Genomic DNA, 15,909 nt, shown 5'->3' with positions numbered 1-15,909 from the left:
GCTTGATCCGCCTAGCGGGAAAAGAAAGTCACCGATGGCCCGGTCTTCTGATGCGCCTTACTCCGGTGCACCAAGTGCCTTCATGTGCGCCACGATCGCCTCGAGTTGCGCGAGGTCGAATACGCCGTTCAGGATCACCGCCCCGGTGTTGAGCACGTCCAACTCCTTGATCGAGCCCTCGACTTTGGGCAGCGGGAATTCCTCGGCCACGCGGACCTCGTGGTTCCTGCGGGCGATTCGCTTGGGGTCTGAGGGCTTGGGGAGCAGCGCCAATGGCGGACGATGGCGTCGTGACGTTTGGCAACCTTCTTCATGGCGCAGACGTCGACGTCGTACGCGGGTCGCACGTTGTTTGCTGCATGGGGCGGTCTTCGCTGCCCTCTCAGGATGATCCCTGTGAACTTCACTCGTTCTTTCTTCTTCAAGTGGGCAGCCGCCGGCACCTTGGCAACTGGCGCGCTTTTCGCCGCGGCGTCAGCGAATGCCCAGGTGAACTGGTCTGTCGGCGTCAACGTGCCTGGTGTTTCGGTCGGCGTGGTCGAGCCTGGCCCCGTGTACTACGAGCCGGCGCCTGTCTACTCGCGTCCTGCACCGCCGGTCTACTATCAGCCAGCGCCCCCGGTGTACTACCGCCCACCCGCGCCCGTGTATGTCCGTCCGGAACCCGTGTACTACGGCCCGCCCGCGCAGGCCTATTACGAGCCGGGCGACCGCTGGCGCCATCGCCATCACCATCGTCGGGATTGGGATGAACGAGGCGATCGGGACTGAACTCGCGAATCGCTCAGGCAGTTCAGGGCCCCCTGCAGGCTTTCAGAAGTTCGGGTGCGCGGCAGCGCATCCGAACCATGGCAATGGTCCAGCCCGGCCCGCAAGATCCACCTTCGTCTAATCGGATCTTTCCCAGGTCAACGACCCCTTGATGGGATCTTCCGCCCGTGTCCAAAGCGCACCGCAATGGGGGCACTCGCACTTCGCGATGATTGCGCCGCGGAAATCCCGTTTGACGGAGCGCTCGATCATGGCGCCTTCCCAGGGCCGGCGCGGATGAGCCTCGATGCGTTCGCACCGTTGACAAGTCTCTTCCATGCGCCCTCCGGTCACGTTCTTCGGATTGCGCACTATGACCGGCCGGCCCTGTCCTGCTCCTGACTTGCCCATCGAAGGCGCTGTCCGTCCGCCAGAGAATCGGCGGGTTGCGCCGGTGCAAGCGGCGGCGGAGAACGACATCGACGAGCCCGCGGGGCCGCGCCACGGGAAATCCCTCCCCATTCGGCCCTTGAATTGTCGAACGATCTCAAGATAATGCGCATTAGCAATCAGCTAATACGCATAATCAACGCCATTCGTCATCCATGGCCTCCCACCGTCGCGTGACCCAGATCGACATCGCCAAGCTCGCCGGCGTGAGCCAGGCGACCGTGTCGCTGGTGCTCAACGGCGCCGCGAACGCGCTGGCGCGCATTCCGCAGGAAACCCGCGAGCGGGTGCAAAAGATCATCCGCGAGACCGGCTACGTGCCCGACCCGATCGCCCGGCGCATGGCCAAGGGCGCGAACCGGATCCTCGGCGTGTTCACCTACGAGCCGGCCTTCCCGAGTGCGCAGGCCGACTTCTTCCTGCCCTTCCTGTTCGGCATCGAGGAAGAAGCGCAGTCGCGCGGCTACGACCTGCTCCTGCTCACCGGCGCCGGCCAGGGCGCGCAGCGAAAGATCTTTGCCGAGGAGAGCCGGCTGCGCATCGCCGACGGCTGCATCGTGCTGGGCCGCGCCTTCGACCGCGACGAACTGCAGCGGCTGGTGGCGGGCGACTATCCCTTCGTGGCCATCGGCCGGCGCGAGGACGCGGGCGCGCGCGTGCCCTTCGTCGGCGCCGACTACGCCACCGCCACCGGGCAGCTGGTGCAGCAGGCGCGCGCCCTCGGCCACACGCGCTTGGCCTACCTCGGCCCCACCGATACCGCCGAATCCACGGCCGACCGCTGGCGTGGCTTCCATGCCGCGCTCGGCACCGACCTGCGTATCGCCTTGCACATGACCGACACCGCGGGCACCGATGCCGCGTTGGTGGACGCGGTGCTGCAAAGCGGCGCTACCGCCGTGTTCTGCGTCGAGCTGGCCGATGCGATGCGGCTGGAGGCGGCGGCCCACGCGCGCGACTTGCGCCTGCCGCAGCACCTGTCAGTGATGGCGCTGGGCTCGCACATGCGCGCCGAGAGCAGCCGCACCCGCTTCGCGTCCTTTCGCATCCCGCGCGAGGAGATGGGCCGCCAGGCCACCGCGATGCTGGTGCGGCGCGTCGAAGGCGGCGCGGGCGAGCCGGTGCAGCAGGTGCTGCTGCCCTGCGAGCCGATCGCCGGCGACACCCTGGGGCCGGCGCCGCGCTGAATCCAACGAACAAGCAGGAAGACCGACACAGCATGCAAGAACTGAAGACCGACATCCTCATCGTGGGCGGTGGCCTGGGCGGCGTCGCCGCCGCGCTCGGCGCGCTGGAGGCGGGGCGCCACGTGGTGATGAGCGAGGAGTACGACTGGATCGGCGGCCAGCTCACCAGTCAGGCCGTGCCGCCAGATGAGCACACCTGGGTCGAGCAGTTCGGCATCACCCGGCGCTACCGGCAACTGCGCAACGGCATCCGCCAGTACTACCGCGACCACTATCCGTTGACCGCGGCCAGCCGTGCCTGGCCGGAGCTGAACCCCGGTGCCGGCTGGGTGAGCCGCGTCTGCGCCGAGCCGCGCGTGGGGCTGGCCGTGCTCGAGGCCATGCTCGCGCCTTACCGCGGCGCCGGCCTGCTGACGGTGCTGCAGCCGTACCGCCCGGTGGCGGCGGACACCCAGGGCGACACGGTGCGCGCCGTCACCCTGCGCCACCGCGACAGCGGGCGCGAGGTGACGGTGGCGGCCGCCTACGTGATCGACGCCACCGAGCTGGGCGACCTGCTTCCGCTCACCGGGACCGAGTACGCCAAGGGCTTCGAAAGCCAGGCCGACACGGGCGAGCCGAGCGCGCCGGCCACGGCTCAGCCGGACAACGTGCAGGCGGTGTCGATCTGCTTCGCCATCGACCATGTCAAAGGCGACCAGACCATCGACAAGCCGAAGAACTACGACCGCTGGCGCACCGTCCAGCCCGGTTTCTGGGGCGGGCCGCTGCTGGGTTTCAAGGCGCCGCATCCGCGCACGCTGGAGATCGTCGAGCGCACTTTCACGCCCAACCCGGACGACGACCCGCTGCGGGTGGACGCCGACCAGCGCCAGGGCGGCGGCGACCACAACCTGTGGACCTTCCGGCGCATCGCGGCGCGCCGCAACTTCGTGCCGGGCGCCTACGCCTCGGACATCTGCCTGGTGAACTGGCCGATGATCGACTACATGGAAGCCTCGATCATCGACCTGCCCGAGGCCGAAAAGCAGCGCCACCTGCAGGCCGCGGCCGAGCTGTCGTACGCGATGTTCTACTGGCTGCAGACCGAGGCGCCGCGCGCGGACGGCGGCACCGGCTTTCGCGGCCTGCGCCTGCGCGGCGACATCACCGGCACCGAGCATGGCCTGGCGATGGCGCCCTACATCCGCGAGAGCCGGCGCATCCTGGGCGTCACGCGCATCGTCGAGCAGCACCTGTCGCATGCCGTGCGCGGCGAGCAGGGCGCGGTGAAGTACCGCGACAGCGTGGGCGTGGGCATGTACCGCATCGACCTGCACCCGTCCACCGGCGGCGACAACTACATCGACGTGCCCTCCTGCCCCTTCGAGATTCCGCTGGGTGCGCTGCTGCCGCGGCGCATGACGAACCTGCTGGCCGGTGGAAAGAACATCGCCACCACCCACATCACCAACGGCTGCTACCGGCTGCATCCGGTGGAATGGAACGTGGGCGAGGTGGCCGGCATGCTGGCCGCGCACTGCCTGAACACCGGCGCGACGCCACACCAGGTGCAGGCGTCGGACGCGCAACTGACCGCGTTCCAGGCGCGGATCGAGCAGGCCGGCGTGCAGCTGCACTGGCCCGACGTGCGGGCCTACTGAATTTCATCGACCCCGACATTCACCAGAACCGAGGAGACACACATGGCCCATCCCATCCGCAAACGTTCGCTGCTGGCTGCCCTCGCCGGAGCGCTGGCGCTGTCCCTGGCCGGCGCCGCGATGGCGCAGGAGGTCAACCTGCGCATGACCATCTGGAGCGCCAACGAGGCGCACCTGAAGCTCTTCAACGACATCGCGGAGGGCTTCAAGAAGGACAACCCGAACGTCAATGTGCGCTTCGAGCCGCTCCCCTTCGAGAACTACACCACCGCGCTGACCACGCAGATCGCCGGCGGCAATGCGCCGGACATGGCCTGGATCTTCGAGACCTCGGCCTCCGACTTCGTCAATTCGGGCGCGCTGGTGCCGCTCACGGCGGCGCTCGATGGCACGGCCGGCTACAACCTGGGCGAGGTGCCCGCCAGCGCCACCGAGCGCTGGAGCCGGGACGGCCAGCTCTACGCCTATCCCTTCTCGACTTCGCCCTTCGGCGTGTTCGTCAACAACGACTTGATCAAGAAGGCCGGCGCCAAGACGCCGGCCGAGCTGATCGCCGCCGGCCAATGGACCTGGCCCAGTGCCATCGCTGTCGCGCAGGCGGTGGCGCAGTCGCAGCCCGGCAAGGGTGGGTTGGTGGTGCGCGACTTCAACTACCAGGCCTGGCAGTTCCTGTCGTCGGTCACCTACGGCTGGGGCGCCACACCCTGGAGCGCCGACGGCAAGCGCTGCACCCTGGCCGACAAGCCGATGGTGGATGCCTTGACCTTCGTGCACGACGCGGTGTTCAACAAGAAGGCCATGCCCGGCCCGGGCCAGAACGTGGACTTCTTCGCCGGCGATGCGGCCATGACCATCACGCAGATCAGCCGCGCCTCGCTGCTGCCCAAGGACAAGCCCTTCGCCTGGGACTTGGTGCCCCTGCCCAAGGGACCGGTGGGCGAGTACGCGCTGGTGGGGCAGGCCGGCGTCGGCGTGCTCAAGGCGAGCAAGAACGCTCCCGCCGCCACGCGCTTCGTGGCCTACATGACAAACCCGGAGAACTCGGCCAAGCTCGCGCAGTTCTTCCCCTCGGCGCGCAAGTCGCAACTCAACGCGCAGACGCTGGGCAAGACCAATGCGCTGCTGTCGCCGGCCCAGCTGGATGCGGTGGTGGTCTCGGGCATCTCGACCGGCAAGCTGATGCCGGGCCACACCGGCTTCGCGCGCCTGCAGCAGATGGTGCGCTCGGGCATGGACGCGGTCTGGCAGCCGAATGCGAACATCCAGGCGGCGATGCAGTCGGTGTGCGGCCAGATCGGCCCGCTGCTGGCGCAATAGGCGAAAGCGCAGCCGGCGATGCATCGAGCGATGACCGAGCCGCAGCACGCGCCGCGTTCGTTCTGGACGATGGTTCGGCGCGAGCGCGCCGCCGGCTACCTGTTCGCCGCGCCGCAGTTGGCCGGCATCGCGCTCTTCGTGTTGCTGCCGCTGGCGCTGGTGTTCTGGTATTCGCTGCACGAGTGGAACGTGCTGGCCAACACCTTCAGCTACACCGGCGCGCAGAACTACCAGCAGCTGCTGCAGGACCCGACGCTGCCGAGCGTGCTGGGTGCGACTGTCCTGTTCTGCGCCGGGCTGGTGGTGTTCAACCTCGGCCTGGCGCTGCTGCTGGCCGTGCTGCTCAACCAGAAGCTGGCCGGCATCACGCTCCTGCGTACGCTGTTCTTCTCGCCGGTGGTGGTGTCGCTGGTAGCCTGGACCATCGTCTGGGGCTTCCTGCTGCAGCACAACGGCGGCATCAACGGGATGCTGGCGCTGGTGGGCATCGAGGGGCCCAACTGGCTGCGCTCGCCCGGCACTGCGATGGTGTCGGTGATCGTGGTGCAGGTGTTCAAGAACGTGGGCCTGAACATGGTCCTGTTCCTGGCCGCGCTGCAGGGCGTGCCGCGCGAGTTGTACGAGGCCGCGCGCATCGACGGTGCGCCGGCGTGGCGGCAGTTCCGGCGCATCACCTTGCCACTGATCAGCCCGACCGTGCTGCTCACCTCCATCATCACCATCGTCGGCTCGCTGCAGGTGTTTGCGCAGATCGCGGTGCTCACGCAGGGCGGGCCGGGCGTGTCGACCACCGTCCTGGTGTACTACCTGTACCAGCAGACCTTCCAGTTCCACCGCTTCGGCTACGGCTCGACGCTGGCGGTGCTGCTGTTCGCCATCGTGGCGCTGCTGACCCTGGCGCAGTGGCAGCTGCGCAGGAAGTTCGTCTTTCATGAACAGTGAACTCTCGCCGCGCGTGAAGGTGGCGCTCTACGGGCTGGTGTGCGTGCTGCTCATCCCCTTCGTGTTTCCCACGTGGTGGATGGTGACCTCCTCGCTCAAACCGATCAGCGAGATCTTCGTGTTCCCGCCCCAGCTCTTTCCCGCCCACCCGGACTGGAGCAGCTACCGCCAGGTGTTCAGCATCCAGCCCTTTGCGCAGCAGTACTGGAACTCGGCCTACATCGCCGCCCTGGTCACCGCCGGAACGCTCGTCGTCTCGTCGATGGCCGGCTACGCCTTCGCGCGCATCCGCTTTCCAGGTGCGAATGCGCTCTTCATCGTGGTGCTCACCGGCCTGTTGATTCCTTCGGAAGTCACCATCGTGCCGCTGTTCCAGCTGTTCCTGAAGCTGGGGCTGGTGAACACGCACTGGCCGCTCCTGCTGGTCCCGGTGTTCGGCGCGCCCAGTGTGTTTGCCACCTTCGTGATGCGCCAGTTCTTCATCACGCTGCCGCTGGAGCTGGAAGAGGCGGCGCGGGTGGATGGACTCGGGCGCTTCAAGATCTTTCGCACCATCGCGCTGCCGCTGGCTCGGCCTGCGCTGGCGTCGGTGGCCATCTTCACCTTCCTGCACAGCTGGAACCTGTACCTGGAGCCGATCGTGTTCCTGTCCACGCCCAGCATGTTCACGCTGCCGCAGGCACTGACTCAGTACACCGACGCCTACGGCGGACCGATGTGGAACATCCAGCTGGCGGCGGCCACGCTCACCGCGCTGCCGGTGCTCATCGTGTTCGTGCTGGCGCAAAAGCAGTTCGTCGAAGGCCTGGCCCATACCGGGCTCAAGTGATCGTTCTCAACCCCAATCGCATTCATGGCAGAAGTCCAGCTCGCCCAGCTCCAGAAGCACTACGGCACCACCGCGGTCATCCACGGCATCGACCTGTCGATCCGCGATGGCGAGTTCGTCGCGCTGGTCGGCCCCTCGGGCTGCGGCAAGTCCACGCTGCTGCGCATGATCGCAGGCCTGGAGTCGGTCACGCAGGGGCGCATCCGCATCGGCACGCGCGACGTGACCGAACTGGACCCGAAGGACCGCGACATCGCGATGGTGTTCCAGAACTACGCACTCTATCCGCACATGACGGTGGCGGCCAACATGGGCTTCTCGCTGGAACACCGCGGCCGGCCCAAGGCCGAGATTGCGCAGCGGGTGCGCTGGGCGGCCGGCATCCTGGGCCTGGCGCCGCTGCTCGAACGCTATCCGCGCCAGCTCTCGGGCGGCCAGCGCCAGCGCGTGGCCATGGGCCGCGCCATCGTGCGCGACCCGCAGGTCTTCCTGTTCGACGAGCCGCTGTCCAACCTGGACGCCAAGCTGCGCATCGTGATGCGCGGGGAGATCAAGGCCTTGCACCAGAAGCTCAAGACCACCACCGTCTACGTCACGCACGACCAGGTCGAGGCCATGACCATGGCCGACCGCATCGTGGTGCTCAACGCCGGGCGCGTCGAGCAGGTGGGCGCGCCGCTGGAGCTGTTCGACCGGCCGGCCAACCTGTTCGTGGCCGGCTTCATCGGCTCGCCGGCCATGAACTTCATTCCCGGGCACTGCACGTCCGAAGGCTTTGCCACGGCTGGCGGCCTCTTGCTGCCCATGCCCGGCGCCGCCGCGCATGCCGGCCGTGCGTCCATCTGCGGCGTGCGCCCGGAACACCTGGAGCCCTGCGCGGCTGGCGAGGGCGTACCGGCGCAGGTGCTGCTGGTGGAACCGTTGGGCTCCGAGACCCAGCTCAGCCTGCGGCTGGGCGAAATGCCGGTGATTGTGCTGGTTCGCGAGCGCCTGGCCGTGGTGCCGGGCGATACCTTGCACCTGCGGCCGAAGCCGGGGACGATGCATCTGTTCGATGCGGCAGGCAGTGGCTCGCGCCTGGAATGAGCGTTGCCCATCGCCTGGGATGACCGTCCAGCCCTTGCCGCAAGTATTCACGGTTGCAGGGAGCGAGATTGAACGCCACGGCCCATCGACAATGCAAAGTTCCCACCCACCCACGTCTTTCGAAAGGGGCGCCCATGAACGAGGAATATGTCAAGGCTGCTCTCCAGAAACTGGAGGCGCAGCAGATAGCGATGGGTCTTGCCGTGACGCACCTGCTGGACGTTTCTCCGGAGCCAGTGCGTCAGGACCTGAGAAACCTGGCGCCGAAGCTTCCCGACTTGCTGATTCATCACCGGCTGACGGATCAGCAGTTGCAGGACATCCGAGGACACCTTCTTTCGTTTCTGAGGGAAAGCGATGCGCCTTGAGGTCTGGCCTGGCGGTGTTTCCCTAATCCGCCTTCACGCGCGGCTCAGAGCCCCTCGACAATCCGGAGATCCCGTTCGGCACCGTCGCCCAGGGCGGCCAGCGCGGCCTGGTACTCAGGGCTGTCATGCGTGGCCGTAGCCTGCTCGACGCTGTCGAACTCGATCAACACGGTGCGTTGGGTCAAGCCGTGCTCGTAGACCTTGGCGGGCAGACCGCGCGCCAGAAAGCGCCCACCGCCGGCAGTGATGGCCGGGCCGGCCAGTTTCGCGTAGGCCGCAAGTTTGTCGGCATCCTTGACGGCACGGTACGCGCAGACCCAATAGGCTTTTGGCATGGTGATTTCTGTTCTCTTGTTGCTGAGTCAGAAATATAGCCTGCGCTGCAAGCGGCCAGCCGCCCCACCTTGAGATCTGAAGCCAAGGCGGAGACCATGCTGTCCATCTCAGTTTTCCACCACGCGATCGCGCGACCCGCGGCGCATGAAGCCGGCGCAGCCAAATGCCAGGGATGCCGCGGAACCGGCTTTGCCGGGCCGCCGGTATCGCCCCCTTGAGGGGGAGGCGCCGAAGGCGCTTCGGGGGGCGTATCAGACCGCCTTGGCGCGCGGGATGGTCCAACTGCCGTCCAGCAACGAGGGCGGCGTTTCCTTCGGCCAATAGAGAACGCATCATGAGGATGAAGCCAGAAGCGACCCTTCATGTCAGGCGAGCTGATGATCCAGGGCTCCTTCGTCACATCGAGCCAGATGGTGGTGTAGAGCGTGTCGGCATTCGGCGCCGTCACGGCATGGTTGTCGACGGCCGGGTAGCCGCGCAGCTTGAGGAACTGGCCCATCGGCGCCTTGCTTGCATCGGGTTCCACGACGTTGACGAAGGTGCGCCGGGTCAGCTCCATCGTGACCAGTGGATAGGCATAGACATAGGCCTCGATCGCGAGGTCGCGCGCCTGCCGTGCCTTGACGTCTGTTTCAACGTCCGTGAGCGCATCCTCGACTGCGTCCTTGGCGTCGATCAAGAGGCCATCAGCCGCATGGGCGCTCGGCACCCATGCGCCGAGCGCTCCCAGAGTCATGGCCAAGACTGCTTCGCGTCGAGTCGTCTTTTCATTCATTCCGATCATTCCTCTCCTCGCGCACACCGCTCCCAGCCACGCCAGCGGATGCCAGCAATTCGCCCCGCACCTTGTCGAGCCTGAGTTCCCGCAAGAACTCCATCGGCCCCTGCCCCGCGTGCTGGCGAAACGCCAGTTGCAAGGCCCGCGCGCTACACCCGACTTCGCGGCAAACATCGGCCAGTGACAGCGGCTGATCGGCATGCGCCGCCATGTATTCCTGTGCCTTGCGGACCACCCGCGGCAACAGCCGCCGACAGCCCAGGCTCCGCGTCTGGCGAGTCGCGCCGGTCTACATCCCCTTCAAGAATGAGTACTTTTGTAGGCTTTTTGTCCTGAATCTCGCGGGTCAAAAGAGGCGGTCCGTCCTGCTGAATTCAGGACGCAGCGCTCATGCATCGGCTTCTTCTCGCTCCTACATTGGAGCCAGAGCGGATGCCGGACTGGCAAATGCAACAGATTCAATATGAAAGAGCAATTGGGAGATCCGAATGCGATTTGCCGGTCGTCTGTCATTCGCGCTCGCTGATTTATTGAGGGACGAGGCCGGGGCCTCGTTGATGGAATACGCGCTCGTTGGCTCTCTCATTCTGGTCGTCTGCATGCTTTTGTTGCTCGCATGGCGAAGGAATTCATAAGCTTTTTTGAACGAACGGAAAACTGTGAATACACAAGAATTTCACGCACTGCTCGAGCTTCTCGGGATGCTGGCGACCGATCCGCGCACCGTGGTCCTGTTCGCGTTGCTCATCTTCGCCTCTGTCAGCGACTACCGCAGCTACAGGATTCCCAACTGGCTGACGGTTGGCGGCGCTGCATTTGCGCTGGTCTACGAGACGGCCATTGCCGTCTCGCCGTCGACGGCCTTCCTGGCGGCGATTGGAGGCCTCCTCATCGGATTTTTCACCATGCTTCCGCTGTATGCGCTGCGTGTCATGGGCGCGGGTGACGTGAAGCTCATGGCCATGGTTGGTGCATTTCTGGGTGTCCATGAAACATTCCAGGCCGTCCTTTTCGCATTCATCGTCGGCGGAATAGCAGCCATTGGATTCGCGCTTTGCAAGGGAAAGCTGCGCCGCATGCTGAACAACACCAAAGACGCGGTGTACGGAATGTTGGCTTTTGGCATGGCAGGCGCCAGGCCGGAAGCTCCTATCGCTGCGACCCAATCGGTCGGAAAACTCCCTTACGGCATTTGCATCAGCATCGGAACGATGGGCTATGTGCTGGGCCGGCAACTTGGCTTTGCATGAGCCGAGACAGGTCGCAGGAATTACAGGCGTTATTTACTGGGGCAGGCAATGAGAAATATCAAGGCACTGGGTCTTCTGGTTTTGGCTTTGCTGACGGGTCTGGCCGCCGCGGTCTATGCGGCCGGGTGGGTGGCCCGCCAGGGGACTATCGCGTCCAACAAGGTGGTGGTCGCGAATAACGACATCGAACTCGGCAGCCGCATCAATGCGCAGATGCTTTCGGTCGTGGATTGGCCGAGCGGATCCCTGCCGCCCGGCACGTTCGCGGAGATCAAGGACCTGCAGGACCGCGTCGCCAAGGTGGGCGTGCTGCGGGGCGAGGCCGTGCTCGAGGGCAAGCTCGCGCCCAAGGGCACGCAGGGCGGGCTCTCGGCCGTCATCGCACCGGGCAAGCGCGCGATGACAGTGCGCGTCAACGACGTGGTCGGCGTCGCGGGCTTCGCCCTGCCGGGCAACTACGTGGACGTGGTCGTGCACGCCCAGCAGGACAAGGGCAAGAGCGAGGACGCCAAGCCGATCAGCAAGACCGTGCTCGAGCGCGTGCTCGTGCTGGCCGTGGCGCAGGAGGCGGGGCGTGACGACACCAAGCCCAAGGTGGTGAGCGCCGTCACGCTGGAGCTGAGCCTGGAGGATTCCGAGAAGCTCGACCTTGCGCGCAGCGTCGGCACCCTGTCGCTGGTGCTGCGCAACCAAGGCGACAGCGAGACCGTGGCCACGAACGGCATCACCAAGAACCAGCTGTTCGGCATCAAGGAAGTGGTCGCGCCCGCTCCCGTCGAGGCGAAGGTCGTGGCCGAGGCCAAGCCTGCCGCGCCCCGGCCCCGGCCGGTGGTGTTGCCGCCGGCGAATTGCGTCGAAGTCGTGCAGAACGCCAGCCGCTCGCTGAGCTGCTTCTGAACACCGATCGATCACCAGAAGGAGTCCAGCTCTTGACTTACTTGCTTCGTGCCCACAAGACGGTCGTCGCCCTTGCCGCCTGCGCGGTGCTGATGTCCGGTCCCGGCGTCCTGGCACAGACCCCGCCCGCACCAGGCTCGGCGATGGCCGCGCCCGCCACGGCGCCTGCGATGGCCTCGGCCCAGTTCTCCGACCACAAGCGCTGCTCGCGCGTGGAGGTCGACACGCCGGCCACGGTCACGCTCGGCAAGTCGACGGTCATCCCGCTCAAGTCGCGCGTGACCCGCATCCTCGTGAGTGGCCAGCCACCCTCGCCGCGGCCCGTGATGATGCCCCCCGGCGCCTACGCGCCGATGCCGCCCGGCGCCTACGCGCCGATGCCGCCGCAGGCCATGCCGGCCTCCGTGCAGGGGGGCAACGGGGGCGATGGCGTTGCCGACATGGAGGTCATGCTGCTGAGCCCGACCGACCTGTTCTTCCGCGGCAAGCGCGCGGGCTCGATGAACGTGATCATGCAGAACGCCGAGGGCGTGTGCTTCATCAAGGACATCGTCGTCACCATCGATCCGGGCGCCCTGCAGGCCAAGCTCGCCGAGATCTTGCCAGGCGAGACGCGCGTCAAGGTGCGCGGCGCCGAGAACACGCTGGTGCTCAGCGGCGAAGTCAGCGACCCGGGCAAGCTCGACGAGGTCATGATCCTCGCGAACTCGTACGGCGAGGGCAAGAAGGTGATCAACATGATGCGCACGGCATCGGCGCAGCAGGTGATGCTCGAAGTCAAGATCGCCGAGGTGAGCAAGAAGCTGCTCGACAAGCTGGGCGCGAGACTGGCCTACCAGAACAGCTACAGCAACGGCATGAACACCTACACGCTGCTGTCGAACTTCCTGAGCGGCGGCGCCGGGCTACTCGACGCGTTGCGGGTGGGGCGTGCCAGGTTGACCATCGACGGCGAGAAGGACGACGGCATTCTGCGCGTGCTGGCCGAGCCGAACGTGATGGCGATCAGCGGGCAGCAGGCGAGCTTTCTCTCGGGCGGCAAGATCTTCATTCCCGTCGCGCAATCGAATGCGGGCGGAACGCCGGTCCTCACCCTGGAAGAGAAGGAATTCGGCATCGGCGTGAAGTTCATGCCCACGGTCCTGAACGGCAGCCTGATCAATCTGAAGATGATCTCCGAAGTGTCGGACCTCTCCCAGACCGGCTCGCCCTTCACCACGGTCAACGGCGTCACGGCGGTGCTGCCTTCGATGAGGGTGCGCCGCGCAGACACCACGGTCCAGCTCAACGACGGCCAGAGCTTCGTGATCGCCGGTCTCATCAGTAACAACATCGCCTCGGCCGTGAAGGCCTTTCCAGGGCTCGGCGAAATCCCGGTCGTGGGCGCACTGGCGCGCAGCGTCGAATTCCAGAACGACCAGACCGAGCTGCTGTTCGTGATCACGCCGCGCCTGGTCAAGCCGCTGGCGGAATCGCCGCGGCTGCCGACCGACAACCACGTGGTGCCGACCCGGGCCGAGATCTATTTGAACGGCGCGATGGAGAGCTCGACGCCACCGGCCGATGCGCCGCCGCCTCAATCGCAGCAATAAGGAGTGCAGACCATGAAGACGCAGGCCCTTGCCATTCTCTTTGCCATGCTGGCCGCGGGTTGCCAGACCTCGACGCCGAACTACGACGCGCGCTTCGGCGATGCGGTGCGCGATGCGAAGCGAAAGATGACCATCAATCCGGATGCCGGGAAGAACCCGGACATGGCGATGGGCCTGGATGGGCGGGCGACGCATGACGGGCTCAATCACTACCACGACAGCTTCAAGGAGCCGCCGCCGGTGGTGAATGTCATCAACATCGGCGGCAACATCGGGGGCCGCTAGGTCCGCCGCCCGTGCACGTCTTCATTGCCTCTGGCGGAAAGGAGTTCAGCCAACGACGACCCATGTTCACCTGGCGGACCTTCCGCCCCAACCCATTTCTTTCTTATTACTCATTCTTGAGGTTTATTCATGAACTACCTTCTTCTTTTGATCAACAACTTCCTGCGTCCCCTTGCGAAGGAAGAGGACGGCGCCCAGGTCGTCGAGTACGCGCTCATCATCGCCGTCGTGTCGATTGCCCTGGTGATCGCGCTGAAGGCTCTCGGTGGCGGGTCCTTCAATACGTTCATCGGTCGCGTCACGAACTGTCTGACCACGAACGCCTGCGTCTGAAAGATGCATCACGAGGCGGGCACCGTGCTGAAGAGCACGGACCCGCATTCGCTAGCTCGCTCATCGAGCTCATCGAGCTCAACCATACCCAACCTGTCGAAGGAGAAAATCATGTTTACGAACTTATTGCGCGACGAGGACGGCGCCCAGGTCGTCGAGTACGCACTCATCATCGCCGTTGTGTCGATTGCCCTGGTGATCGCCCTGCAGGCTCTTGGTGGCGGGTCCTTCAATACGTTCATCGGCCGCGTCACGAACTGCCTGACCACGAACGCCTGCGTCTGAAGACTCCCGGAGGCGACACCGCGCCGAAGAGCGCAGACCCGCCTTCTGGCGCCTCGCTCATCGAGCCCGAACACCACAGGACCTGTCAAAGGAGAAGCCCCATGCCCGCCAATTTGCTGCGCGATGAGGAAGGCGCACTGGTCATCGAATACGCGCTGATCGTCGCGCTCATTTCGATCGCGCTGGTGTTGGGGCTTCAGCCGCTGCTGATCGGATCTAGCTTCTCCACCTTCATCGCGCGATTCGCAACCTGCCTGACAGCGACCTGCGTCTGACCCCCCACGACCCCGATCAGAGATTCGACCATGCGCAAGCTCTCCAGCCTTCGTCGACAGCAAGGCGCCGTGATCGTCACGACCGCGCTGGTCCTGCTGCTCCTGCTCGGCTTCATGGGGATCGCTCTGGACTTCGGACACCTGTTCGTCGTCAAGACCGAACTGCAGACGGCCATGGACAGCTGCGCCCTGTCGGCCGCGCAGGAACTCGACGGGCAGAGCACCGCATTGACCCGCGCCACCAGTGCCGGCATGACCGCCGGCAATCTGAACCGCGTCAACATGCAATCGACCAACTGGAGCGGGCAGGGCCAGATCGTCGCGACCAACATCACCTTCAAGGATTCGGCCTACGTCCCGACCACCGTGCCCGCCGACGCGCGCTATGCGCAGTGCCAGCACACGCAGTCGAACGTGGTCACGCGGCTGATGCAGGCCATGGGCGCCTTCACCGGCGATACGGCCGCCAATCCCGGCACGCGTTCGGTGCTTGCCTCGGCCGTGGCCACACGCGCCAGCGCGCAGACGACCTGTCCCATTCCCATCGCGATGAAGCCGAAGGCCGGCGGCGCCGCACCCAACTACGGATTCACCGTCGGCGAATGGGTGGTGCTGATCAATGCGCAGAACGCGGCACAGGGCGGTGAGATCGGCTGGGCCAACCTCGACGGCAGCAACAATGCCTCCGAAACCGAAGCCGAGATGAACGGCCATTGCGGAACGCGCGTGGGAGACAACCTGGGCACGCCCGGGGTGCAGACTTCCGTGGCCGATGCATGGAATGCCCGCTTCGGCATTTACAAGAACAGCAGCGGCCCGGCGGCCAACCATCCCGACTTCACGGGCTATGCCTACACCACGACCAACTGGCCGGCCGCCTTCAACGCGTACGACGGCACGCCCGGTGCCGGCGCAGCGCAGAACTTCGTGACCAAGCGCGCGGCATACGCCTCTTGTGCCGATACGGGCACCAGGGTCAATGGCTCGAACAGCTGCGAGTCGATCACGGGGCTGTCGCTCAACAGCTTCCAGAACCTGGCGGCGCCCGGCAACACGACGGGCGGCCACATGCAGTACGGGGCCAACCGACGCATCGTCACGGTGCCCGTGATCAACGGAGCCAACAGCGTGATCGACTACGCCTGCATGCTGATGCTGCAGCCGCTCTCGATCCCGATGTCCCAGGCCAAGCTGGAGTTCAGGGGCAATGCCGGCGCGACGGGGAGTCCCTGCACAACCAGCGGGCTGCCCGGCGGCTCGGCGGGGCCGCTCGTTCCGGTACTGGTCCGGTGAAGCCCATGAGAAC

The 15,909-nt window shown here is 65.7% G+C and carries 19 protein-coding genes and 1 pseudogene; 16 read left to right on the top strand and 4 right to left on the bottom strand.

Annotated elements, in window-relative coordinates:
- Positions 1 to 57 precede the first annotated feature (57 nt).
- Positions 58 to 210, bottom strand: coding sequence for a hypothetical protein (locus AC1DYD_RS21080; RefSeq protein WP_478174700.1), 153 nt, complete (start codon positions 208 to 210; stop codon positions 58 to 60).
- A 186-nt stretch (positions 211 to 396) separates the two neighbouring features.
- On the opposite strand from AC1DYD_RS21080, the gene AC1DYD_RS21075 reads away from it, so the two are divergent.
- From AC1DYD_RS21075 to AC1DYD_RS21040, 8 genes are all read left to right on the top strand, one after another.
- Positions 397 to 771: a hypothetical protein gene (locus AC1DYD_RS21075; RefSeq protein WP_478174699.1), complete on the top strand. Its 375-nt coding sequence runs from the start codon at positions 397 to 399 to the stop codon at positions 769 to 771.
- 584 nt (positions 772 to 1,355) lie between these two features.
- Positions 1,356 to 2,387, top strand: coding sequence for a LacI family DNA-binding transcriptional regulator (locus AC1DYD_RS21070; protein ID WP_478174698.1), 1,032 nt, complete (start codon positions 1,356 to 1,358; stop codon positions 2,385 to 2,387).
- A gap of 32 nt (positions 2,388 to 2,419) precedes the next feature.
- Positions 2,420 to 4,030 carry an FAD-dependent oxidoreductase gene (locus AC1DYD_RS21065; protein ID WP_478174697.1) on the top strand — a complete coding sequence of 537 codons (1,611 nt, stop codon included), beginning with the start codon at positions 2,420 to 2,422 and terminating at the stop codon, positions 4,028 to 4,030.
- Between the two features lie 42 nt (positions 4,031 to 4,072).
- A complete protein-coding gene (locus tag AC1DYD_RS21060; RefSeq protein ID WP_478174696.1) occupies positions 4,073 to 5,347 on the top strand; it encodes an ABC transporter substrate-binding protein in 1,275 nt (424 codons plus the stop codon).
- 30 nt (positions 5,348 to 5,377) lie between these two features.
- Entirely contained in the window at positions 5,378 to 6,289 is a 912-nt protein-coding gene (locus AC1DYD_RS21055) for a carbohydrate ABC transporter permease (protein WP_478174695.1), read from the top strand.
- Complete coding sequence (locus tag AC1DYD_RS21050) at positions 6,279 to 7,118, top strand: carbohydrate ABC transporter permease (protein WP_478174694.1); 840 nt, start codon at positions 6,279 to 6,281, stop codon at positions 7,116 to 7,118. Before AC1DYD_RS21055 ends, AC1DYD_RS21050 begins: the two co-directional genes overlap by 11 nt.
- A gap of 24 nt (positions 7,119 to 7,142) precedes the next feature.
- Positions 7,143 to 8,204, top strand: coding sequence for an ABC transporter ATP-binding protein (locus AC1DYD_RS21045; protein ID WP_478174693.1), 1,062 nt, complete (start codon positions 7,143 to 7,145; stop codon positions 8,202 to 8,204).
- 134 nt (positions 8,205 to 8,338) lie between these two features.
- Positions 8,339 to 8,572, top strand: a complete 234-nt coding sequence (locus tag AC1DYD_RS21040; RefSeq protein WP_478174692.1) for a hypothetical protein — start codon at positions 8,339 to 8,341, stop codon at positions 8,570 to 8,572.
- A 44-nt stretch (positions 8,573 to 8,616) separates the two neighbouring features.
- Here AC1DYD_RS21040 and AC1DYD_RS21035 read toward each other — a convergent pair whose 3' ends face one another.
- From AC1DYD_RS21035 to AC1DYD_RS21025, 3 genes and pseudogenes are all read right to left on the bottom strand, one after another.
- Positions 8,617 to 8,907 carry a DUF1330 domain-containing protein gene (locus tag AC1DYD_RS21035; protein WP_478174691.1) on the bottom strand — a complete coding sequence of 97 codons (291 nt, stop codon included), beginning with the start codon at positions 8,905 to 8,907 and terminating at the stop codon, positions 8,617 to 8,619.
- A 353-nt stretch (positions 8,908 to 9,260) separates the two neighbouring features.
- Positions 9,261 to 9,407: pseudogene (locus tag AC1DYD_RS21030) on the bottom strand (DUF1254 domain-containing protein); the annotation flags it as partial.
- Positions 9,408 to 9,675: 268 nt separating this feature from the next.
- Positions 9,676 to 9,897 (bottom strand): helix-turn-helix domain-containing protein, encoded by a 222-nt coding sequence (locus AC1DYD_RS21025; RefSeq protein WP_478174690.1) that lies wholly within the window; start codon positions 9,895 to 9,897, stop codon positions 9,676 to 9,678.
- A 448-nt stretch (positions 9,898 to 10,345) separates the two neighbouring features.
- Here AC1DYD_RS21025 and AC1DYD_RS21020 point away from each other — a divergent pair, with 448 nt between their 5' ends.
- The 8 genes from AC1DYD_RS21020 to AC1DYD_RS20985 all read left to right on the top strand — a co-directional run bounded on the left by AC1DYD_RS21020 (position 10,346) and on the right by AC1DYD_RS20985 (position 15,896).
- Positions 10,346 to 10,936: an A24 family peptidase gene (locus tag AC1DYD_RS21020; RefSeq protein ID WP_478174689.1), complete on the top strand. Its 591-nt coding sequence runs from the start codon at positions 10,346 to 10,348 to the stop codon at positions 10,934 to 10,936.
- 48 nt (positions 10,937 to 10,984) lie between these two features.
- Positions 10,985 to 11,833, top strand: coding sequence for a Flp pilus assembly protein CpaB (gene cpaB / locus AC1DYD_RS21015; RefSeq protein ID WP_478174688.1), 849 nt, complete (start codon positions 10,985 to 10,987; stop codon positions 11,831 to 11,833).
- Between the two features lie 92 nt (positions 11,834 to 11,925).
- A complete protein-coding gene (locus AC1DYD_RS21010; RefSeq protein ID WP_478174763.1) occupies positions 11,926 to 13,425 on the top strand; it encodes a type II and III secretion system protein family protein in 1,500 nt (499 codons plus the stop codon).
- A gap of 12 nt (positions 13,426 to 13,437) precedes the next feature.
- Positions 13,438 to 13,710 carry a hypothetical protein gene (locus AC1DYD_RS21005; protein ID WP_478174687.1) on the top strand — a complete coding sequence of 91 codons (273 nt, stop codon included), beginning with the start codon at positions 13,438 to 13,440 and terminating at the stop codon, positions 13,708 to 13,710.
- Positions 13,711 to 13,839: 129 nt separating this feature from the next.
- Entirely contained in the window at positions 13,840 to 14,043 is a 204-nt protein-coding gene (locus tag AC1DYD_RS21000) for a Flp family type IVb pilin (RefSeq protein WP_478174686.1), read from the top strand.
- 111 nt (positions 14,044 to 14,154) lie between these two features.
- The gene (locus AC1DYD_RS20995; protein ID WP_478174685.1) at positions 14,155 to 14,328 is read left to right on the top strand and encodes a Flp family type IVb pilin; all 174 of its coding nucleotides are present in this window, start codon (positions 14,155 to 14,157) and stop codon (positions 14,326 to 14,328) included.
- A 101-nt stretch (positions 14,329 to 14,429) separates the two neighbouring features.
- Positions 14,430 to 14,603, top strand: a complete 174-nt coding sequence (locus AC1DYD_RS20990; RefSeq protein ID WP_478117747.1) for a Flp family type IVb pilin — start codon at positions 14,430 to 14,432, stop codon at positions 14,601 to 14,603.
- Positions 14,604 to 14,633: 30 nt separating this feature from the next.
- Positions 14,634 to 15,896 carry a TadE/TadG family type IV pilus assembly protein gene (locus tag AC1DYD_RS20985; protein WP_478174684.1) on the top strand — a complete coding sequence of 421 codons (1,263 nt, stop codon included), beginning with the start codon at positions 14,634 to 14,636 and terminating at the stop codon, positions 15,894 to 15,896.
- Positions 15,897 to 15,909 lie beyond the last annotated feature (13 nt).

It is taken from the genome of Variovorax sp. P4_B11, assembly GCF_056402355.1.
Note: the sequence above shows the minus strand (reverse complement) of the source record. Positions and strands in the feature narration are given on the sequence as shown.